20 protein-coding genes are annotated in these 21,697 nt (G+C 64.0%); 4 read left to right on the top strand and 16 right to left on the bottom strand.

The genetic code is table 11. The features are described 5' to 3' along the window. Positions 1-31: 31 nt before the first annotated feature. The 6 genes from BUA41_RS02265 to BUA41_RS02290 all read right to left on the bottom strand — a co-directional run bounded on the left by BUA41_RS02265 (position 32) and on the right by BUA41_RS02290 (position 5,995). Positions 32-793, bottom strand: coding sequence for an SDR family NAD(P)-dependent oxidoreductase (locus BUA41_RS02265; RefSeq protein ID WP_072819277.1), 762 nt, complete (start codon positions 791-793; stop codon positions 32-34). A 1-nt stretch (position 794) separates the two neighbouring features. After that, a complete protein-coding gene (hisD, locus tag BUA41_RS02270) occupies positions 795-2,108 on the bottom strand; it encodes a histidinol dehydrogenase (RefSeq protein ID WP_072819279.1) in 1,314 nt (437 codons plus the stop codon). A gap of 532 nt (positions 2,109-2,640) precedes the next feature. After that, positions 2,641-3,951, bottom strand: a complete 1,311-nt coding sequence (locus BUA41_RS02275; RefSeq protein ID WP_072819281.1) for a TRAP transporter large permease — start codon at positions 3,949-3,951, stop codon at positions 2,641-2,643. 11 nt (positions 3,952-3,962) lie between these two features. Continuing rightward, positions 3,963-4,526: a TRAP transporter small permease gene (locus BUA41_RS02280; RefSeq protein ID WP_084671048.1), complete on the bottom strand. Its 564-nt coding sequence runs from the start codon at positions 4,524-4,526 to the stop codon at positions 3,963-3,965. Further along, positions 4,498-5,682, bottom strand: coding sequence for a TRAP transporter substrate-binding protein (locus BUA41_RS02285; RefSeq protein ID WP_217652755.1), 1,185 nt, complete (start codon positions 5,680-5,682; stop codon positions 4,498-4,500). The genes BUA41_RS02280 and BUA41_RS02285 overlap by 29 nt, the downstream gene beginning before the upstream one ends. A gap of 85 nt (positions 5,683-5,767) precedes the next feature. Further along, the gene (locus BUA41_RS02290; RefSeq protein ID WP_072819284.1) at positions 5,768-5,995 is read right to left on the bottom strand and encodes a hypothetical protein; all 228 of its coding nucleotides are present in this window, start codon (positions 5,993-5,995) and stop codon (positions 5,768-5,770) included. A 186-nt stretch (positions 5,996-6,181) separates the two neighbouring features. On the opposite strand from BUA41_RS02290, the gene BUA41_RS02295 reads away from it, so the two are divergent. Next, on the top strand, positions 6,182-7,207 hold the full coding sequence (locus BUA41_RS02295) for a LacI family DNA-binding transcriptional regulator (protein ID WP_072819453.1): 1,026 nt from the start codon (positions 6,182-6,184) through the stop codon (positions 7,205-7,207). Here the strand turns inward: BUA41_RS02295 and BUA41_RS02300 are convergent. The 7 genes from BUA41_RS02300 to BUA41_RS02330 all read right to left on the bottom strand — a co-directional run bounded on the left by BUA41_RS02300 (position 7,201) and on the right by BUA41_RS02330 (position 13,971). Beyond that, complete coding sequence (locus BUA41_RS02300) at positions 7,201-8,208, bottom strand: Ldh family oxidoreductase (RefSeq protein ID WP_072819286.1); 1,008 nt, start codon at positions 8,206-8,208, stop codon at positions 7,201-7,203. The two genes, BUA41_RS02295 and BUA41_RS02300, sit on opposite strands and share 7 nt — an antisense overlap. Then, the gene (locus BUA41_RS02305) at positions 8,205-9,149 is read right to left on the bottom strand and encodes a hydroxyacid dehydrogenase (RefSeq protein ID WP_072819289.1); all 945 of its coding nucleotides are present in this window, start codon (positions 9,147-9,149) and stop codon (positions 8,205-8,207) included. Before BUA41_RS02305 ends, BUA41_RS02300 begins: the two co-directional genes overlap by 4 nt. Before the next feature lie 14 nt (positions 9,150-9,163). Then, on the bottom strand, positions 9,164-9,646 hold the full coding sequence (locus tag BUA41_RS02310) for a tripartite tricarboxylate transporter TctB family protein (protein ID WP_072819291.1): 483 nt from the start codon (positions 9,644-9,646) through the stop codon (positions 9,164-9,166). After that, positions 9,636-11,159, bottom strand: coding sequence for a tripartite tricarboxylate transporter permease (locus BUA41_RS02315; protein WP_072819304.1), 1,524 nt, complete (start codon positions 11,157-11,159; stop codon positions 9,636-9,638). Before BUA41_RS02315 ends, BUA41_RS02310 begins: the two co-directional genes overlap by 11 nt. Positions 11,160-11,367: 208 nt before the next feature. Then, positions 11,368-12,354, bottom strand: a complete 987-nt coding sequence (locus BUA41_RS02320) for a tripartite tricarboxylate transporter substrate binding protein (RefSeq protein WP_072819305.1) — start codon at positions 12,352-12,354, stop codon at positions 11,368-11,370. Positions 12,355-12,514: 160 nt separating this feature from the next. Continuing rightward, positions 12,515-13,684, bottom strand: a complete 1,170-nt coding sequence (locus tag BUA41_RS02325; protein ID WP_072819306.1) for a UxaA family hydrolase — start codon at positions 13,682-13,684, stop codon at positions 12,515-12,517. A gap of 2 nt (positions 13,685-13,686) precedes the next feature. Continuing rightward, the gene (locus BUA41_RS02330) at positions 13,687-13,971 is read right to left on the bottom strand and encodes a UxaA family hydrolase (protein WP_072819307.1); all 285 of its coding nucleotides are present in this window, start codon (positions 13,969-13,971) and stop codon (positions 13,687-13,689) included. Between the two features lie 218 nt (positions 13,972-14,189). Between BUA41_RS02330 and BUA41_RS02335 the strand changes: the two genes are divergently transcribed. Further along, positions 14,190-14,915: a GntR family transcriptional regulator gene (locus BUA41_RS02335; RefSeq protein ID WP_072819308.1), complete on the top strand. Its 726-nt coding sequence runs from the start codon at positions 14,190-14,192 to the stop codon at positions 14,913-14,915. On the opposite strand, the gene BUA41_RS02340 is transcribed toward BUA41_RS02335, so the two are convergent. The 3 genes from BUA41_RS02340 to xsc all read right to left on the bottom strand — a co-directional run bounded on the left by BUA41_RS02340 (position 14,910) and on the right by xsc (position 18,683). After that, positions 14,910-15,665: a TSUP family transporter gene (locus tag BUA41_RS02340; protein ID WP_072819309.1), complete on the bottom strand. Its 756-nt coding sequence runs from the start codon at positions 15,663-15,665 to the stop codon at positions 14,910-14,912. The genes BUA41_RS02335 and BUA41_RS02340 overlap by 6 nt on opposite strands. 22 nt (positions 15,666-15,687) lie before the next feature. After that, positions 15,688-16,698 (bottom strand): phosphate acetyltransferase, encoded by a 1,011-nt coding sequence (gene pta / locus BUA41_RS02345; RefSeq protein ID WP_072819310.1) that lies wholly within the window; start codon positions 16,696-16,698, stop codon positions 15,688-15,690. Positions 16,699-16,862: 164 nt separating this feature from the next. Further along, positions 16,863-18,683, bottom strand: a complete 1,821-nt coding sequence (gene xsc / locus BUA41_RS02350) for a sulfoacetaldehyde acetyltransferase (protein ID WP_072819311.1) — start codon at positions 18,681-18,683, stop codon at positions 16,863-16,865. 199 nt (positions 18,684-18,882) lie between these two features. Between xsc and BUA41_RS02355 the strand changes: the two genes are divergently transcribed. Then, on the top strand, positions 18,883-19,683 hold the full coding sequence (locus BUA41_RS02355; RefSeq protein WP_139249028.1) for an IclR family transcriptional regulator: 801 nt from the start codon (positions 18,883-18,885) through the stop codon (positions 19,681-19,683). 253 nt (positions 19,684-19,936) lie between these two features. After that, positions 19,937-21,505 (top strand): alanine/glycine:cation symporter family protein, encoded by a 1,569-nt coding sequence (locus tag BUA41_RS02360; protein WP_139249029.1) that lies wholly within the window; start codon positions 19,937-19,939, stop codon positions 21,503-21,505. The last annotated feature ends 192 nt before the right edge of the window (positions 21,506-21,697 follow it).

The raw sequence follows: 21,697 nt of genomic DNA on the forward strand, positions 1-21,697 counted from the left end.
GTTCGGTTCCTCGTTCAAGAGCAATGGGCATTCACCGCGCGGTGAAACCGCCATCGACGAACAGCGTCTGGCCGGTCACATAGCCCGCTGCCGGCGAGGCCAGAAACACCGTCGGCCCGGCGATATCCTCCAGCGTGCCGTTGCGCCCGATGGCGGTTTTCGCCGCCATGGCCTCGGCGGTTTGCGGGTCGTCGAACACCGGCGCGGTCAACTCGGTGGGAAAGAAGCCCGGGGCGATGGCGTTGGCGTTGATGCCGTCTTTCGACCAGGCCTCGGCCATGGCCCGAGTCAGCTGCACGATGCCGCCCTTGCCGGCACCGTAGGGTGCACTGTTGGCGAAGGCCCGCTGGGATTGCAGGGACGCCAGGTTGATGATGCGACCATAGCCTTTGTCGCGCATGCCGGGCACCAGGGCGCGGGAGAGGAAGAACGGCGTGCCCAGGTGCAGTTGCAGGGTCAGTTGCCAGGACGCCAGATCGACCTCGTCGATGGGCTGGCGCAGGTTGACGCCGGCGGCATTGACCAGGATGGTCACGGTCCCAAAAGGTTCCGCGGCCTGTCGTGCCACGGCGTCCAGCCCCGCCGGATCGGCGAGATCGGCCTCCAGGGCGGCGGCCCGGCCGCCCTGCGCCTGAATCATGGCCACGCTCTCCTCCAGCGCTTCGCGGCGTCGGGCGGCGACCACCACCGCGGCCCCGGCACCGGCCAGGGCCATCGCCATGGCACGCCCCAGCCCGCTGCTGCCTCCGGTGACCAGGGCCACCCGGCCGTCGAGATCGAAGCTCGGCTGCATCTCACACCTCCTCGGCGATCACCAGCTCGAAGGTCTCGTCCGGGTAGTACTTGGCCAGGCGCACGTCGCCGGTGCGGGCGTGCCCTTCCATGCCCTCGCAGCGCGACAGCCGCGCGGTGACCGCGGCCACGTCGCGGGTCGCCTCCCGGCTCTGGCGCTGGTAGGTGACGATCTTGAGAAACTTCTCCGCGCACAGACCGCCGGTGTAGCGGGCGGCCCCCTTGGTCGGCAGGATGTGATTGGTCCCCGAGCACTTGTCGCCGAAGGCCACCGTGGCTTCCTCGCCGACGAACAGCGAGCCATAGCTGTTCAGGTTGGCCATCCACCAGTCGTGGTCCTGGGCCTGGATCTCGAGATGCTCCGAGGCGTAGCGATCGCTCACCTCGACGACTTCCTCGCGGCTGTCGCAGAGGATGATCTCGCCGTAGTCGCGCCAGGCCGCATCCGCCGCCTTGCGCTGGGTCTCGGGCAGTGCTTCGATCAAGCCAGGCATGCGCTCGGTGACCGCATCGGCCAATTCCCGCGACGTGGTGAACAGCCAGGCCGGCGAATCCGGGCCGTGCTCGGCCTGGCCAACCAGATCGGCGGCAACGATATCCGGGTCCGCCGACTCATCGGCGATGATGCCGATCTCGGTGGGACCGGCGAACATGTCGATGCCGCAGCGTCCGAACAGCTGGCGCTTGGCCTCGGCGACGAAGCGATTGCCCGGGCCGACAAGGATGTCGGCGGGCTTGCCGGTGAACAGGCCGAAGGCCATGGAGGCAATGCCCTGCACGCCGCCCATCTGCAGGATGATGTCGGCACCGGCCAGATCCATGGCGTAGAGGATCGCCGGGTGGATGCCATTTTCGTCCCGGGGCACCGAGCAGGCCACGACGTTCTCGACGCCGGCCACCTTGGCCGTGGCCACGCTCATGATCGCCGAGGCGATGTGCGCGTAGCGGCCCCCAGGCACGTAGCAGCCGGCGGTCTCCATCGGGATCAGCTTCTGGCCGGCGAACAGCCCGGGCGAGAGCTCGACCTCGAACTCGCCGATGCTGTCGCGCTGGGCGGCGGCGAAGCGGCTGACCCGTTCGTAGGCAAACTCGATATCCCGCTTGAGCTGTTCCGGCACCCGGGCCGACGCCGCCTTGATCTGCTCCCGGCTGACCACCACATCGCCTTCCCAGCCATCCAGGGTCCGGCAGTACTCCTTCGCCTTGGCCTCCCCCTCTGCCTCGATCTCCGCCAGCATCCGGGCTACGGTCTCCTGGGTTTCGCCGTAACCGGTGGAGGCGTTCTTCTCGGCCTTCTTGTAGTACTGAATCGTCATGTCGGTCACTCCTCTCATTTTTTCATTCACTGTTTGGCTGTCGCGTTCTTGTCATCTTATGTAAGCGCTTACACTACTAACCGACTCCCATTCCTTTTTGCTTGGTCAATCGCACCTTGCCGTGAATGGCTGTTGGGTAGCAGGAGCCCGATTCATCCAGCATAAATGGCAAGGCACATCGCTCGCTGAAGCGAGCTCCTACAAAAGCCCAGATTTCGGGTCTGGTAGGAGCCCGATTCATCGGGCGAACGCCGCGTAGCGGCGCCTGCTCGACTCGGGTGCCTGCCGGCGTCTTTCGCGCAGAGAATCTGCGCTCCTACGCTACCCTTATGGAAAAGCAACGGCGTCACACTAATCCGCGATTACCCTTTTTCTTGCTTGGACGCCTCTCTCGAGTTAAGGAATCGCTGAATAAATCGGCGAACCGGATGAAACGATAGGCGCACGGAACACAGAAGGCGAGACATAACATGGGGTTAGGCGAGCCTTCGAGTACCGCGCAACGCAGCGATTCGCCGGTGCAGCCATTTATTCACCCAAGCCCCCAGGTCGACAACCACGGCACAAAGGCAATCAGCAGCACCACCAGCAGCATGCCCAGCACGAAGGGGAAGGCGTAGCGCGCAATGGCCAGCACCGAACATCGCGTCAGCCCCGAGACCACGAACAGATTGAGCCCCAGCGGCGGCGTGATGAACCCCAGCCCCAGCGTGGTCACCATGAGGATCGCGAAGTGGAACTCGTTCATTCCCACCGATTGGGCGAGCGGCAGCAGTAGCGGTGACAGGATCACGATATTGGGGGTGGTCTCCATCACGCAGCCGGCCAGGATCAGGATGCCGATCATCAGCAGGATGATGACGGTCGATGAATCGGTGAGACTGCCGATGCCGCCTACCAGAGTCTGGGGAATATCGAGGCTGGCAAGTGTCTGGGCCAAGGGCAGCGACACAGCAATGATCGGCACGATCACCCCGCAGACCCGGGCGGAGGACTCCAGCATGCGCGGGATGTCGCCGAGCCCGAGTCGGCCCTGATAAAGCCCGATGATGACCACCACCACCACCGCCACGGACGCCGCCTCGGTGGGCGTGAAGATCCCGGAATAGATGCCGCCGAGGATCACTACCGGCACGAACAGCGCCCAGCGCGCGTCCCACACCGTCGCCAGCCAGCGCCGCCAGGAGAAGGGAGCACGCTCTCCCTCGAAACCGTGCAGACGATTCAGCACCATGTTGGTAATCATCACCGACATCATCACCATGACCCCGGGGATGGCGGCGGCCAGGAACAGTGTCGAGGCCGACATGCCCAGCACCAGGCCGATGACGATGTAGGCAATCGACGGCGGAATCAGGATACCGGTGCAGGCCCCGGAGGCGACCAGGGCACAGGCCGCGGGCAACGGATAACCGCGCTCCACCAGCCGGTGAATGGTCATGCGCCCCACCGCTGCCGCGCCGGCGGCATCGGAGCCGGAGATACAGGCGAAGAAGCCGCAGCCCAGGGTCGTGGAATTGCCAAGCCCCGTGCGCAACCCGCCGACGCTGGCCTCGGCCACGTCGAGCAGCTTGTCGGAGAGCCCCGAGCGCACCAGGGCATCGCCGGTGAGAATGAACAACGGTACGGCGATCAGGGCGAAGGCATCGATACCGTCGAACAGGGCCTCACCGAACATCGACTGGGGCAGCGTCTCGGTGAAGGTCAACATGCCGAGCGTCCCCAGGCCGATGGATACCCAGATGGGCACTCCGAGCACGATCAAGGCAATCAGCACCGTGAGGGGAACGTAGAAGGTCCAGTCCAGGGTGGCCGCGGCCTGCTGAATGGCGAGAAATTCCATACCCGACTCCTTCAGTCGAAGAGCTTGTGCCCGGCGAACGGTGGTTCACCGCGACGCATGCGTCGCACATCGGCGAACATCGACTGCACCACCCGTGCGGCCACCACCAGAAAGCCGATGGGGATGGCGGCGAGAAACAGCGCCTGGGACACGCGCAACCCTGGCGTCACCGAACCGAACTGAAGCGAGGTCAGTACCGGCGAGAGCGAGAGCCACAGCGCCCACACCGCCAGCACCAGGGTGGCGATGTCGGCAAGCCACCAGGCAAGCCGCTGGATTCGCGGGCCGCCGAGGTTGACCAGCACATCGATGCGGATATGGGCGCGATCGCGCACCGCCGCCGCAGCGGCGAGCCAGGCCAGATAGATGAAGGCGTAGCGCGACAGCTCCTCCCCCCACACCGAGGAGTAATCGAGGGCGAAGCGGCGAACGACCTCGATGGCGACGGTGAGGATGATCAAGGCATAGAAGGTCAGCAGCAGCCAACGCTCCACCCCCCGGTCGGTGCGATCGAGCTTCAGTCGCAGGGCGCGATACTTGCCCGGCTTAGCCGTTGCTGTCGACGTAGTAGCCATTCGACACCTCCGTGGCCGCCAGGAGCTTCTCGAAGTTTTCCAGGGAGCCGGCCAGCTCGACCTTGGTGTCGTCCCAGGTCGCCAGCTGATGGCCGCAGCTTTCCCGCCACTGGGCCAGCTCTTCATCGCTCGGGGAGTAGATCGATACACCGGCCTTGCGCATCTGGTCATAGGCATAGGCCCGGGCGGCCGGCACCTTGGCGAGATTCTCGCGGAAGGTCACCTCGGCGGCCCGCAGTATGCCCTCCTGAACCTCCTGGGGCCGTTCCTCGAACCAGGCCTTGTTGCAGGTGTACACCTGGGCATCCGGCACCGACTGGATGGTGGAGATGCTGGACAGGACATCGGTGAAGCCGAACACCAGCAGCGCCTCCACGCTGGGGTCCAGTGCATCGGCGACGCCCTGCTTGATGGCCGAGGAGGTCTCGCCCCAGGCGATCGGGGTGGGGTTGGCGCCCGCCAGGCGGTAGACCTTCTGCAGGATCTGGGACGACGGCACCCGGAACTTGATGCCCTCGATGTCCTTCGGGGTACGCACCGGGCCATCGAGCAGACCGTCACGAACCGCCACGGTACGCGGATCGATGCAGATATAGTTGAGTATCCTGAAGCCCCGGGCCTCGACCTTGTCGTGGACCGTGTCCGCCCAGGCCTGGGAGGTGACCAGGTTGACCAGTCGCTGATTTTCGCCGCACCAGTAGGGAATGTTGATCAGGTCGACCTCCGGCGCGAAGGCCGAGAGATTGGAGATCGAGTGCTGGGCCATGGCGATGGTGCCGTTCTGCACCTTGGTGATCAGCGCACCGCCGGCCCCCAGCTGACCGCCCGGCGCCAGCTTCACGTAGAGACGGCCGCCGGTGAAGTTCTGCAGGTTCTCCTTGAAGTTGAGCTGCATGATGGGATAGGCCCGGGACGCCCCCAGCACGTACCCCGTGGCCATGGTCAGCACGGTGTCGGCGGCCTTCTCGCGCTCGTTCTCTTCCTGGGAAGCGGCGGCCATGGCGGACTCCGAGAATAGCCCCCCGCCGACGGCACCTATCACGGCGACGGTGAACCCGTAGCGGGCCACCGAGTTGAAGAACTCCCGGCGCTCCGGTTGACTCGGCGCGCCCGGGGAATCGGATACTCGGGATAGCATCTTGGCTAGACGTGACATGCTGACATCCTCTTGTGACTTGTTGTTGGATTCGTGTTTTCAGCTTCGATTGGTCGGGTTCAGGTCATGGAACATGGCGTGGCTGTCATTCGCCGACGGCACGGCGACGCTCGATGCTCAGGCAACCGCTGATGAAGCAAGCCGTGGCCACTACCAGCAGGCAGGCCTCGGCCACCGGCGCCACCTCGATCAAGCCCGGCCAGTGACTTTGCACCGCCACATTCGCGAAGAACGCCACGTACAGGCCCAGGGCGAGCCAAATCCACCCACCGAGGGGACGGCGACCTGACGCTTCCGGTACGGAATTCACCATGGCGAGACTCCTGTTGTTGAGCGTTGTCGTATTTGCTGCTTTCTCACGCGTTGCCCTTCAGTTAGAGTCGACTTGTAAGCGCTTACAAATCGATCTCTTAAAGCTAGACTCCTCTATAGGACTTGTCCAGAAAAAAGTTCGCTAAAATGACGGCTGACTTACCTTCCCCGCGACATGGTGTTCAGGATGACAGCAAAAAAACGAACCCTGCTCGGAGACGTGGCACGCGCCGCCGGGGTCTCCACGGCCTCTGTCTCGCGGGTGCTCAATGGCGCGCCTCACGTCAGCGAGCGCCTGCGCGAGAAGGTCGAGGCCGCCGTCGAGCGGCTCGGTTATGTCCCCGACGGCACCGCCCGTGCCCTGGCCTCGCGGCATGTCGGCGCCATCGGCGCCCTGGTGCCGACGCTGGACAACCCGATCTTCAGCGCAATGATCGACAGCCTGGAGAGGCGCCTCAAGCATCACGACTGTCGTCTCTTGATCGCCACCTACCATTACAATCTCGATGACGAACTGGAAGCCCTGCGTACCCTGCTCCAGCAGGGCATCGATGGTGCCGTGCTCATTGGCCACGACCACCGACCGGCGGCCCTCGCCCTTCTCCGGCAGTATGCGCTTCCGTACCTCAGCTGCTGGCACAGCGAGGAGGACCCGGACTGGCCCAGCATCGGGTTCGACAACGCCGCCCCCGCCCGCCGCCTGGCCGAGCATCTGCTCGAGCTCGGCCACCGACGCATCGCCGTGGTCACCGCGCCCACGGTCGGCAACGACCGCGCTCGCGCGCGTCTGCGCGGGTTCCGCGATGCCCTGGACGACGCCGGGGTCGCCCTGCCCATTGATCGCATCGTGACCGTCGACTATGGCATCGAGGAAGGCGCCTATGCCCTGCAACTGCTGATGGGCCTCGACCCGGCCCCCACCGCCATCCTCTGCGGTAACGATACCCTCGCCTTCGGCGTGATGCTGGCGGCTCAGAAAGCCGGCATTCGCATGCCCGAGGAGCTCTCGGTCACCGGCTTCGATGACCTGCCCCAGGCGCGCTTCATGGTCCCGCCGCTGACCACGGTGGCCGCCCCTGCCGGCGATATCGGTCGTCGCGTCGCCGACGCCCTGGCGGCGCGTATTCATCGGCAGCCCGCGCTACATTGCCAGGTGATCGAGGCGCCGCTGGTATTGCGCGGTTCTACCGCAGCCCCGCCTTCAGATCAGTGAGTCATGCCGGCCTGCCGCTCCAGGGCCGCCACCAGCTCGCCGGGCAATCGCAGCCGGCCATCGAACTCGCGACGCAGCTGATGACGCCGTTCACCCGGCAGACGCACACCGGGTTGTTCGAGCATGGCGGCGAACAGCGTCTCGGCGTGCGCGAGGAAGCCGTCGGAGAAGCGTGCCGGATCGAACAGCAGGATCAGGTGGGCGGTATCCGGCGCCTCGCCCTCCGCCTCGAAGAAGGAACTGGCCTGGAAACCGAAGTGACTGCCGGCCAGCCCCGCCGTGAGCAGTTCGACCATCAGCGCCAGGGCCGCCCCCTTGGCGTCCCCTGCCGGCACCATGCTGCCGGCGATGGCGGCATCCGGGTCGGTGGTCGGCTTGCCGTCGACATCCAGCGCCCAGTCGTCCGGGATCTGCTTGCCCGCCTTCTTGGCCAGCATCACCTTGCCGCGTGCCACCTTGGACAGCGACAGGTCGATCAGCAGCGGCTCGGCGTCCCGTCGCGGGCAGGCGAAGGCGATGGGGTTGGTGCCGTAGAGCGGTCGATTGCCGCCCCAGGGCGCCATCGCCGAAGGCGCGTTGCTGAAGGCCAGGGCCATCAGCCCCTGGCGTGCGGCCGCTTCCACCGGGGCCCCGGCCACGCCGAAATGGTGCGAGCGGGCGATGGAGATCGCCGCCAGACCACTCGCGCGCACCTGATCGATGCCCACCGCCAGCCCTCGCGCTATCGCGGGAAAGGCCAGACCATGGCACGCATCGACCCGCACCACGGCGCCATCGATCTCGACCCTGGGCACCGCCGTGGCATCGACCTTGCCGCTGGCCGCCTGGTCCAGATAGAACGGCAGGCGCGACAGGCCATGGGACGGCAGGCCGTCGCGCTCCGCATTCAACAGTGCCTCGACAGTATCGATGGCCTCGGGCTCACCGAAGCCATGCGCGCGCATCGCCGCCATCGCCAGTTCCCGCGCCGCATCGAAGGTCATGATCGTCGGCTCGCTCATGCGCCGGCCTCCCTGGGCTTGTGGGCCAGTACCGCCCGCACGTTGTCGGCGGTCATCCGGCTGATGCGGGCGTTGGACTCCTCGGTCACGCCGGCGATGTGCGGCGTCAGGATCAGATTGGGCGCTCCCTCCAGCACGGAGCCCTCAGGCAGGGGCTCCTGCTCGAAGACGTCCAGCATGGCCCCGGCCAGGCGCCCCTCGCGCAGGGCCGTCGCGAGTGCTGCCTCGTCGACGGTGCCGCCGCGGGCGGCGTTGATCAGCACCGCCGACGGCTTGACCCGCTGCAGGCGGTCGGCATCGATCAGATGATGGGTGGCCTCGGTCAAGGGAACGTGCAGGCTGATCACGTCGGCGTCCTCGAGCAACGAGTCGAGGCTGTCATGGCGATCCACGTCGGCCCAGGCGGCATCCTCGGCGGGCAGATGCGGATCGAAGGCCGCCACCTGCATGTCCAGGGCGCGGGCCCGCCGCGCCGTCTCCCGGGCGATGGCGCCGAAGCCCACAAGCCCCAGCACGCTGCCGGATACCTCCCGGCCGATCAGCGCCTGACGCGGCCACTCTCCCGCCAGCATCGCCGCGCTCGAGAAATAGGCGCCGCGCCGCAGCATCAGGGCACCACCGATCACGTATTCGGCGACGGAGCTGCCGTTGCCGCCGACCGCCGGCTTGACCTCGACGCCGCGCGCCGCGCAGGCCTTCAGATCGATATTGTCGAGACCCACGCCGAGACGCCCCACCACCTGCAAGTCGGGAAAACGTGCCAGCAACGCCTCGTCGACCCGGGTGCGGTTGCGCACGATCAAGCCTCGAACCCCTTGCCCCTGATCCAGCAGCTGCTCGCGCGCTTCCACCAGGGTGGGGTCGAAGCGCACCGAAAAATCCTGCTCGAGGCTTTCAACGGCCCCCTCGTCCATGAATTCGCTGATGACGATGTCACTCATCTTCGTCCTCGTTGTTAGAGATCGCGCCATAGCAGACCCACCGGCAGCGGCACGTTGAGCAGGATGGCGAACAGGGTGTAGAAAAACGCGATGATCCCGGCCAGCACCAGGCCATAGGCCATCGCGCGCTTGAAGGTCCAGCCGTGATAGTGGGCCAGCAGTGACAGCGCGACGGCGGCGAGCGTGCTGGCAGCGATGAACCCCAGCCACTTGAGCGAGAAGCTCCACGCCAGCATCACGCCGACCAGCCCCAGCCGGCGCCCCACGCTACCGGGCTGTGGTTTCGGCATCTGCGGCCGCGCGATAAAGGCACGCACCAGCAACGCGACACTAAAGATCAGCAGCAAGGTGGCGATGGTGCGCGGGAAGATACTGGCCATGATCGACATGTCGCGACTGAACCACAGCGCCCCGAGGGCGATGACGATCATGATCGAGGCCAGGACACGATCCGAGCGCCGGGCATCGACCCGGGGGGCGTTCAACTCAGTGCTCATGACGGGGCTCCTCGTTGCTGTTTTTCACGATACGGTCACGCCGAGCGCGCCACAGCGGATAGAAGACGGCGATCAACGTCAAGGCGATGATCGCCATCGAAATCGGACGACCGAAGAACACCGTCAGTACCGACCCCGAGGCATTGCCCATCAGATAGCCCTGCACGAAGCCCTGCTCGGCGATGGGACCGAGTATCAGCCCGAGTACGATGGGTGAGGCCTTGATGCCGTAGCGCGACAGCACCCAGCCCAGCACCCCCAGCACCACCATGACCACCACGTCGAAGGGATTGTTGCGGATGGCGTAGGTGCCGATGACGGTCATGAAGGCGATGCTCGGCACCAGCAATGCCTTGGGAATGGACACGATCGACTTGAAGGCGTAGCGCCCGATCAATAGCCCCAGCGGCAGCATGAGCAGCGTGGCGATGAACAGGCCGCCGATGAAGGTGTAGGTGACGTTGGCGTTGGTGGTGAACATCTCGGGGCCGGTGCGAAAGCCCTGCACCAGCAGCGCCCCGAGGATCACCGCGTCCGGCGGGGTGCCGGGGATGCCCAGCACGAAGGTGGGAATGAAGCCGCCGCCGACCGTGGCGTTGTTGGCAGACTCGGTGGCGATCACACCATCCGGCTCCCCGTGGCCGAAGCGCTCATGACGCGGTGACGTGCGCCGTGCCTCGGAATAGGAGACCAGGCTCGCGATCGAGCCGCCCGCGCCGGGCAGGATGGCGACGATGGTGCCGATCACCGCGCTGCGCAACGAGTTGAACTTGCTTCGCCACATCAGGCCCAGGCTCTCGTTGAAACGCACCCCGCGGCCCTCTTCCGGTGGCTCCAGATGGGCGCTGGGCGTGGCGACCAGATCGATCAGCACCGGGATGCAGTACAGGCCGATCAACGCCGAGATGATCTCCACGCCACCAAGCAGGAACTGCGAGCCGAAGGCATAGCGAATGTCGGCCCCGACGACCGCCACCCCCACGGTGGAGAGCAGCAGGCCGATACCGGCGCCGATGAAGCCCTTGAGGGTAGAGCCTTCCGAGAGCGCGGAAATCAGCGTCAGGCCGAAGATCGCCAGCCAGAAGTACTCCACCGGCCCGAACTTCAGGGCAATCTGGGCCAGCAAGGGGGCCAGGGTCAGCAGCGCCAGCGCACCGACCAGCCCGCCGACCATCGAGGAGAGCGTGGAGAGGGTGACCGCCAGGTCGCCGTCGCCCCGCTGGGCCATGGGATAGCCGTCGAAGGTGGTGGCGATCGCCGAGGGGGTGCCCGGCGTGTTGACCAGGATGGCAGCGTAGGAACCGCCGTAGATCGCGCCGGTATAGATGGCTCCCAGCATGATCAGCGCCGCTTCCGTCGGCATGCCGAAGGTGACCGGCACCAGCACCGCCACCGCCATGGTGGCGGAGAGTCCCGGCAAGGCGCCGATGAAGATGCCCGCGGCCACACCGAGCACCGCGAGAAGCAGGTTCATCGGAGAAAACGCGGCCGCCATGAAACCCAAGGTTTCCATGCACTATCTCCGTGCCGGACGGCTCCCGAGAATCGGGAGCCAATCTATAGAAATAGCCGCTTAGAACTTGTTCACGATCGTAGCGAGCGAAGGCGAGACGAGGCGGAATTGATCGAAGAAGCGCAGTTTACGTGCTGTAAATGAGCATTGTGAGATCGATTCCAACGTCGTATCGCCTAGCGCAGTAGATCGTGGAGAAGTTCTCGGGTTATTCGATGATGCCCATCTCCCGGGCAACCTCCTCGTACTCCTCCCGGCGCTCGGCCATGAACTCGTCCACTTCCGCGTAGGGCACGTCGATCAACACGAAGCCCAGGTCCTGCATTTTCTTGCGGAACTCGGCATTCTGATTGATCTGTCCGAAGATGTCGGAGAGTTTCCTGGTCACGTCTTCCGGGGTGTCCTTGGGGACCGCCATGCCACGATAGGCGCCGCCGGTCATGTCGTAGCCCAGTTCCTGGAAGGTGGGTACATCGGGGAATTGTGGGTGACGCTCATCCGCCGCCACGGCCAGCATGCGCACCTTGTCGCTGTGGTTGGCCGCCACGGTGGTATAGCCCCACTCGGCCTGGACCTGGCCGCCGAGCAGTGCGGCGACCGCGGCGCCGGTGCCCTTGAAGGGGATATAGGTCGTCTTGACGTCGGCCAGCGACTGGAAGCGCTGATTGGCAATGTCGTTGGCCGACTGGGTGCCGCTGCCGGATAGGGTGACGGCCCCCGGCGACTGCTTGGCAGCGGCGACGAAATCCTCGAGGGTTTCATAGGGACTGTCGTTGGCGACGATCAGCGCGTCCGGCGAGTAGTGGAAGAAGTAGAAATTCTTGAGATCCTCGGTCTTGAAGCCCGGGTCCTTGCCCATGGGCTTGAGCACGATATGCGGCAGGTTGGTGCCCATGATGGTGTGACCGTCGGCCTCCATCTCGTTTAGCTGGGACCAGCCCACGGCACCACCACCGCCCGCCATGTACTGGATGATCAGCTGCTGGTCGGTGATGTCCTGGAAGTATTGCTGTTGCAGCCGGGCGCTGATATCGGATTCGCCGCCGGGCCCGAAGGGAATGATGTACTGCACGTTGCGAGAGGGATAGTCCTCGGCGCTCTGGGCAGCCACAGGGCCGCTCAAGGCGACACTGGTCAGGACCGCGGTGAAGAGGGTGCCGAGCCGGAAAGTCTTGTTGGAGTTGGTATGGCGCATGGGTCTCTCCGATTGCTGTTGTTGTAGGCGCTGCTCGAGCCGCCTTACGGCGACTCGTCTTCCTTTTGTAGCATTGCTGGCACATTGCGTGCTTTTTTTCTTCAAACCTGTTCACGATCGTCACGAGCAAAGGCGAGCGCAGTGGATCGTGGACAGGTTCTCAGGCGCTTTCGTAGAGCCGGGTCAGCACAAACTCCCGATGCCCCAGCGCCTCGGCGGACGTATGGCGCCCATTGGCCGTGCGGAACATCATCTCGAGGAGCTTGTCGCCGGCCTCCTGCATGTTGATTTCGCGCTTCAGGATGCCGGTGACATCGACGTCGATGTGCTCGCTCATCGTGCGGAAGGTCCGCGGATTGGCGCAGATCTTGATCACCGGCAGGATCGGGTTGCCGATGACGTTGCCTTGCCCGGTAGGGAAGAAATGCACCACGTAACCCGAGGCGGCACACAGGGTGACCATCTCCGCGGCGGCCGACGAGGAATCCATGAACCACAGTCCCGGCTTGTCCGGCATCTCGGCCTTGTCGAGCACCCCATCGACCCGGCAGCGATGGCCGATCTTCTGGATGTTGCCCAGGGCCTTTTCCTCGATGGTGGTCAGGCCACCCTCGATGTTGCCCTTGGTCGGCTGCGACTCCGAGAGATCGCTGGTCTTATGGCGGTCGATCATCGCGCTGTAGCGATCGAACATCGCCTGGAACTTCTCGCGCACCTCGGGGGTGGCACAGCGCTCCGCCACCAGATGCTCGCCCCCCGTCAGTTCCGAGGTCTCGCCGAAGACCAGGGTGCAGCCGGCGTCATACAGCTTGTCGAAGGCATCGCCGACGGTCGGGTTGGCGCCGCAGCCCGAGGTGGTGTCCGACTCCCCGCACTTGGTCGACACCCAGAGTTCGCTGACATCGCACTCCTCACGCTGCAGTTCGGTAGCGTACTGCACGTATTCGCGCGCAACCTTGGAGGCGGCACAGATGGTGTTGTGATCGCCGTTCTGCTCGATCCAGAAGCCCGCCACCGGCTTGCCGGTCGCCTGGATGCCCTCGACCACCTTGTTGGTCCAGCCCGGTTCGATGCCGATGACCACCACCGCCGCCACGTTGGGATTGCTGCCGGTACCGATCAGGGTACGGAAATGCAGGTCCAGGTCGGCACCGAACTGCAGGCGACCGTAGGGATGCGGCAGCGCCAGGGTGCCCTTGATGTTGTTGGCCACCGCCTCGGCGGCGGCGTTGGAGATATCGTCCACCGGCAACACGACGACGTGGTTGCGAACCCCGACGCGGCCGTTGTCGCGACGATAGCCCATGAACTTGCGTCCCTTGAGTTCCATGCTTACCACCTCTTGGTCTTGACGTTGTGGACATGCAGATGCTCACCCTTGCTGATCGGCTTGACCACTTTGCCGATATCGACGCCGTACTTGATCACGGTGTCGCCTTCGGCCAGGTCGCGAATCGCCAGCTTGTGACCGATGGGAATCGGGTCCCGCACTTCGAAGGTGACCGTCTGGTCCTGATGCATTACCCAGCCGGTCAGGGTCTGTCCCGCCTGGATGCCTTCCACCACCACCACGCCGACACTGTCTTCGGCGTCGTGTACCACGAAATCGATACTCATCGATGCGTCCTCCGCATATAAGCCTGCCTTCTCGGCCTCGCCACGGCTCCGGCGAGGATGCCTCTGAATGGATTGTTGCTGCCGGCCTCAACTCATGTATATGATATATGACACAGGACAGTCAAGCATTCTCCCTGAAATTCGACAATCTGGGTTAAAATAAGCGGTACGCGTGCAGACACCCTCTTCATCGAGCCGTTGGGGAAATAAGGACTTACATGGACACTCAGGCGACACCGGCCTTTCGCCCGCTGTATCAGCAGATCAAGGACGTATTGCTTGCGCGCATCGTCTCCGGGGAATGGGCGCCCGGCACCTTCATTCCCAGCGAATCGGCCCTCTCCCGTGAATATGCGGTGAGCGTGGGAACCTTGAGAAAGGCGCTCGATGCCCTGGCCAGCGACCAGGTGGTCATTCGCTATCAAGGCAAGGGCACGGTGGTGGCGACCCACGATGCCGACCGCTCGCTGTTCCAGTTCTTTCATCTGGTGCGACTGGACGGCCAGCGCAGCCTGCCCATCTCCCGCGTGCTGCGCAGGGAGCGTCGAAAGGCCACCGCCGAGGAAGCGCGGGCTCTGGAGCTGGAAGCCGGTGAGGAAGTCATTCACATACGTCGGGTGCGCGAACTGGACGATCACCCGGCCCTATTAGAAGACGCGGTCGTCTCGGCACGCCTGTTTGCCGGGCTCGAGACAGCCCCGGAACCCTTGCCCAACACGCTCTATCATCTCTACCAGCAGCAGTTCGGCTGCAGCGTGGCCAGCGCCGAAGAACGATTGTTCGCGGTCGCGGCCGACACCCAGGACAAGACCCATCTGGGCGTCGAGGCCGGCACGCCGTTGCTGGAGATCCGCCGCATCGCCCGAGATCTTCAGGGCCGCCCGGTGGAATGGCGGGTATCACGCTGTGAAACCAGCCAGCACTGCTACGTCAATGCGCTATAGAACATCCAGCGAGGCACCGACGAGCCCGCCTCCGATCCCGACCAGTACGAGGAAGGCCAGGCGGCGCATCATCACCGCCGACAGCGGTGGTGGAAAGCGTCGCCCGACATAGGTGGCCATCGCAATCACCGGTATCGACCAGGCAGCCAACACCAGGATCTCCGTATCGAGCTGTCCCTGAAAGGCGATGAACAGGGTTCGCACAAGAGAGGTAAGGGAAAAGAACAGGATCAGCATGCTGCTGATGCCGATCAAGGGCAGCGGCTGGCGATAGCACTGATAGATCAGCGGCGGGCCGGGCGTGGCGAAGAGCCCGCCACACAGCCCGGACAGCACCCCGCTGACGAAGAAGCTCCCCGACGAGGAGAGCACCGTCTGACGGCTGGGTTGCAGCAGCATGCTGATCCCGCCATAGAGGATGAGACCGCCCAGGGCGAGCTGCAGTAGATTCGAGGCGCTGGCACTCAGATAATCGAGCAGCAGGACACCGCCCAGGATCGCCGGCAGAAGGCCGACAACCACCGCCCTGACCGCTGGCCAGTGGACGTGCTGGAGCTTGCCGGGCAGCGCCACGGCGCTATTGACCACCATCTGCAGGCTGACCACGGCCGCGACCGTCGCGACCGAGACGATGCCCAGGCTACTCGACAGTCCGATCACGATCATGCCCAGGCCGAAACCGGTCACCGTCTGGAAATAGCCGGCCATCGCCGTCACCACCAGAAACGGCAGCAGGTTCTCGGGTGTCATGACCGTGCGTGCCAGGCGGTACTCACCCCCGCTGCTCGAGGGCCTGGGCCTGTACCGCGGTCACGGCGATCACGTGGTAGACGTCATCGACACTACAGCCGCGAGAGAGGTCGTTGGCCGGCTTGGCCAACCCTTGCAACAGCGGCCCGATGGCCGTGGCGCCGCCGATGCGTTCCGCCAGCTTGTAGCCGATGTTGCCAGCCTCCAGGTCGGGAAAGATCAGCACGTTGGCCTCGCCCTTGACGCGCGAATCCGGCAGCTTGAGCCGGGCGATTTCCGACACGATGGCCGCATCGAGCTGCACGTCCTCGTCGATGGCGAGCTCGGGACGCTCGGCTCTCACCTTGCGAGCCGCCGTCACGACCTTGTCCACCGCCGCATGCTTGGCGCTGCCGCTGGTGGAAAACGACAGCATGGCGATTTTCGGTTCCTGGTCGAGCAGCGCCCGGGCGTTGTCGGCCGCCGCCATGGCGATCTCGGCCAGCTCCTCGGCACTGGGGTCGATCACCAGGCCACAGTCCGAGAAGATCATGCCGCCCTTGCGACGGTGATGCGGCTCCTCCATCACCATCAGAAAGAAACTCGACACCAGCCGGGTCCCAGGCTTGACGCCGACCAGCTGAATGGCGCTGCGCACCACGTCCGCCGTGGTATGTACCGCGCCGGCCACGGAGCCGTCCGCCTGCCCCAGACGCACCATCAGATCGGCGAAGACCAGCGGTTTCAATACCTCCTGCTCCGCAAGCTCCCGGGTCATGCCCTTCTTCTCGCGCAGCCGGTGAAGCTCTTCTGCCAGCGCCGGTGCCAAAGGCGACTCGGCCGGATCGATCAAGGCGACATCCTCGAGGGGCAGGCCCTTGCCGGCTGCCGTCGCCTCGATCTTCCCGCGATCGCCGACCAGGATGATGTCGGCAAGACCGTCCTTGGCCGCACGCACCGCCGCCTCCAATACCCGTTCATCGTCGCCTTCGCTGAGGACGATGCGCTTGCGCATCCGGCGGGCGTTCTTGAGGATGTTGTCGAGCACCTGCATCCCGGGCGTCTCCTTTCAATGTTATCTAGAATCGAGAAACCCCGACCCGATGAGAGCCTCTCATCGACATCGGGGTTCTTTCAGGCCGGAAAGAAAGCCTGTTCGCGGCGCGAGCGATACCACGTCATCGTCGGTATCGCTGCGCGACGCACAAGGCGTCTTTCTTACACGTAGTCCTGATACTTCTCGAGCATCCGCACCGGCTTCTTCAGCGCGTCACGGCGGAACGGATCGCCCAGCTCGCGGGTACACATGATCTCGAGAATGCAGGTCTTGCCTTCATTCATCTGCATGTCGACGGCCTTCTTCAGTGCCGGGCCCACGTCTTCCAGGCGGTCCACGGTGATGCCCTCGGCCCCCATGGCGCGACCGATTTCGGCGAAACTCTCATTGTCCAGCTCGCCGGCGACGAAGCGACGGTTGTAGAAGTCCACCTGATTCTTCTTCTCCGCGCCCCACTGGCGATTGTGGAACACCACCGCGGTGACCGGGATATTGTGACGCACGCAGGTCATGGTTTCCATCAGGCTCATGCCCCAGGCGCCGTCACCGGCGTAGGAGATCGCCGGGCGATGCGGCGCGGCCACCTTGGCCCCGATGATGGTGGGGAAGGCGTAGCCGCAGTTGCCGAAGCTCATGGCGGCAAACATGCTGCGCGGCTTCTCGAAGCGCAGGTAGCTGTTGGCCACGGAGTTGATGTTGCCGATGTCGGTGGAGACCATGACATCTTCCGGCATGGCTTTTTCCAGCTCGCGCAATACCTGACGCGGGTGCAGGTATTCGCCGCCGGAGAACGGCTTCTCCTGCTTGTTCTCCTCGATGATGTCGAGGCTGTAGTCGTCGCGCTCGTGGGTCCACTCGTCGAGCTCCTTCTCCCAGGCGTCCTTCTCGCTCTTGATGGTTGCAGCGCGCTCGTCCTTGTTGGCGTCGCAGGCCAGCTGACGATCCGCCAGACGCTCCGTCAAGGCCACCGCGGCATCCTTGGCGTCACCGCAGATGCCGACGGCGATCTTCTTGACCAGTCCCAGCATCTTGTTGTCGGCGTCGACCTGGATGATCTTGGCGTTGCTCGGCCAGTAGTCCATGCCGTGCTGCGGCAGGGTGCCGAAGGGCCCGAGCCGGGTGCCCAGCGCCAGTACCACGTCCGCCTGGGAAATGAGCTTCATGCCCGCCTTGGAGCCCTGGTAGCCCAGCGGTCCGCACCACAGCGGATGGCTGGCCGGGAAGGAATCGTTGTGCAGGTAGCTGTTGACCACCGGTGCGCCGAGACGCTCGGCCAGGGCCTTGCACTCGTCCACGCCGTCGGCCATGACGACGCCGCCACCGGAGATGACCACCGGGAACTTGGCCTGGGCCAGCAGCTCCGCGGCCTCGTCAAGGCTCCTGGAACCGCCGGGACCGCGATCCAGCCGCGACGGCTCGGGAATCTCGGCCTCGATCTCGCCGTAGAAATAGTCGCGGGGAATGTTGAGCTGAGTCGGGCCCATCTCGGACATGGCGCGGTCGAAGCAGCGACCGGTGAACTCCGCCATGCGCGCCGGATGCGTCACGTGCCCCTGGTACTTGGTGAACTCCTGGAACATCGGCAACTGGTGACACTCCTGGAAGCCCCCCAGGCCGATGCCCATGGTGCCGGTTTCCGGGGTGACGATGACCACCGGGCTATGCGCCCAGAAGGCGGCAGCGATGGAGGTCACGCAGTTCGAGATGCCCGGGCCGTTCTGGCCGATCACCACACCATGACGGCCGGAAACCCGCGAGTAACCATCGGCCATGTGGCCGGCGCCCTGCTCGTGAACCACCGGAATCAGGCGGATGCCCGCCGGGGCGAAGATATCCATGGCGTCCATGAATGCCGAGCCCATGATACCGAACATGTCGGTCACGCCATTGGCCACCATCGTTTCGACAAAGGCCTCGGACGGGGTCATCTTCTGCTTGCCTTGGACAACCTGGCGGTTGTCTGAAGTGTCCTGGGTGCTCATGAGGGAATCCTCCGGAGTGAGCGGTTGCATTATTCGTTATGCTTTATTCGGTACGCTTCATTCCATTTTATGGAATTGAAGGTGAATTTAGACACTCATTGCCTCAGCGTCAATATAAAATTTCAAAAAATGATATGCTTTCTACCAAATACAGGAATTGCTATATTCCGCCCATCCTCAGATTCGCGAGAGCTTCACCATGAAGTCCGAGATTGCCAAGATCGATGGCGATACCCCTGCCCTGAGACTCCTGTCGTTGCTGGAAGTGATTGCCGAGAAGGATCAATTCTTCACCCTCCAGGGGCTGGTGGAAGAGACCGGCTTGCCCAAGCCGACCCTGCATCGCATGCTGCAGCAGCTCGAGACCGCAGGCATGCTGCAACGTGACGGTGATAGCCGTCAGTATGGCACCGGCGTGCGCCTGCGCCGCCTGGCCGAGAATCTGCTGCTCAACAACACCGTGCAGGGTGCTCGTCACGCGGTACTCGGTCAGCTCGTCAAGCAGGTCGGGGAAAGCTGCAACCTTACCGCGCTATCCGGCAACGAAGTGCTCTACCTGGACCGTGTCGAAACCGAGGCGCCCCTGCGCTTCTATCTGCATCCCGGCTCCCAGGTGCCGGTGCACTGCTCGGCCAGCGGCAAGCTGTTCCTGGCCCAGATGACACCGACCCAGCGCAAGCGGCTGCTGGCCCATGTTCCTCTGGAGCGCTTCACCCCGAACACCCTCACCGACCTCGCGGCCCTGGAGAGCGAGATCGAGCGGGTGCGCCGCGAGGGATACGCCTTCGACGACGAGGAGTTCCTGCCCGGCCTCATCTGTCTGGCCGTGCTGGTGCCGGCTGCGAAGGGCCGGTCGAACCTGGGCATCGCCTTGCAGGCACCGACCATGCGCCTGACCCCCGAGAAGGCGTTGCAGTTCTTGCCGGCGCTACGCCAGGCAGCCGAGTCGATCGCCGCCATCGATGCCGAGGCAACACCCGGCAATACCGCGTCGGGATGAACCTAATCGTATCGCGGCCCTTCATGAGAAGCCGATTTTCTACCATGCTCTAGCAGTCTGTCGGGCTTGACCGATCGTCACGAGAAGCACGGATTTCGAGACAAGTTTATCGATCTGATGAGGCGAATAGTGGGCTATTTAACGAATCAGATCGCATGAAATTGGCCGAAAGGTCGGGTTTCGCAGTAGATCAGTGTTAAGTCCGACAGACTGCTAATCGCCACCTCGTTAACGACCACAAGACAGGCGTGCCATGGTTGATCGCATTCGCTGGCCGGGCGGCCTGTGTCGCTCACGCTGGATAATCGCCCTCCTGCTGCTCGGCGAGACCGCTCTCGTCCAGGCGGCGCCCCTCGAGCAGGGTGTCGAGACCCTGTTCGGCCCCGTTTCCAGCGTCGTCTCGTCGGTGATCTTCTTTAGTCTGCCCGTGCTGGGCGTCCAGTTGCCGATCGTGGTGTTGTGGCTGGCCTTCGCGGCGGTATTCACCACGCTCTATTTCAACTTCATCAATCTGCGCGGCTTCGGCCATGCGCTCAAACTGTTGCGTGGCGACTACTCCCACCCCGACGACGAAGGCGAGGTCTCGCATTTCCAGGCACTGGCGACGGCCGTATCGGGAACGGTGGGCATCGGCAATATCGGCGGCGTGGCCTTCGCCGTCTCCCTGGGCGGGCCTGGCGTGGTGTTCTGGATGGTCGTCGCTGGCTTTCTGGCCATGTCGCTGAAGTTCGTCGAATGCACGCTGGCGACCTACTACCGCCGTTACAACACCGATCGCTCGGTCTCGGGCGGCCCCATGTTCTATCTCAGGCAAGGGCTGGGCGAGCATGGCTTCCCCGCTCTGGGGCGTTTTCTCGGCGCCTTCTATGCCATAGGCGTCATCGTCGGCTGCCTGGGAATCGGCAACATGTTCCAGTCCCAGCAGGCCGTCATTCAACTCGTCAATGTCACCGGTGGGGCCGAAAACAGCTGGTTTGCCGATAGGAGTTGGCTGCTGGGCGTAATCATGGCGGGAATGATCGGGCTGGTGATTCTCGGAGGAATCAAGACGATCGCACGGGTCACCGAGAAGGTCGTCCCCTTCATGGCGATTCTCTACTGCCTCATGGCGCTTCTGGTCATCGCCATGAACGCCGACGCGCTGCCCTATGCCGTCACCGCCATCTTTCGTGGCGCATTCACCGCCGAAGGCGCCGCTGGCGGGGCTCTGGGGGCCTGCATCATAGGCTTTCAGCGCGCGGTCTTTTCCAACGAGGCCGGGCTGGGGTCGGCGGCCATCGCCCATTCGGCGGTGCGAACCCTGCATCCTGTCACCGAGGGCTTCGTGGCACTGGTCGAGCCCTTCGTCGACACCGTCGTCATCTGCACGCTGACCGGTCTGGTAATCGTGACCACTCTCTTCTACGATCCCGCCTTCACCGCCGGCCTGGGCGGCATCGAGATGACCTCCGATGCCTTCGCGCGCAATGTCTCCTGGCTACCGATACCCCTGGCGGTCGCCGCCTGGCTGTTCGCGTTCTCCACCGCTCTCGCCTGGTCCTATTACGGCCTGAAGGGCTGGTGCTACCTGTTCGGTGAAAGCCGATGGGGCGGCAACCTGTTCAAGCTGCTGTTCTGCCTCTTTACCGTCATCGGCTCGATGGTTCAGCTCGAATCCCTCATCTCGTTCTCCGATGCCCTGATATTCCTGATCGGGGTACCCAACGTCGTCGGTATCTATGTACTGGCTCCCATCGTCAAGCGAGAGCTCAGATACTACCGTGTCATGCTACGCAGCGGTGAAGTCGTCAATTACCGCGAGCAGAAGGAGTTGCTCAGATAAATTTCCTGGCACTTTCGCTTGGCCTCCCTCTCGTCCATCAGGCCGAACATTACAGGAACATGACCACGCAAAACCGTGACAGAAAGCCTGGCATCGTGACAAGAAACCCTGAAGAACTCTGAGCCTTGACGGGTCAGTATTTTCGTCTTGCACGTCTCGAGAGACGCTGGTCATACTTGAAACCGATCAGTG

The sequence above is a fragment of the Modicisalibacter ilicicola DSM 19980 genome (assembly GCF_900128925.1).
Taxonomy (GTDB): Bacteria; Pseudomonadota; Gammaproteobacteria; order Pseudomonadales; family Halomonadaceae; genus Modicisalibacter; species Modicisalibacter ilicicola.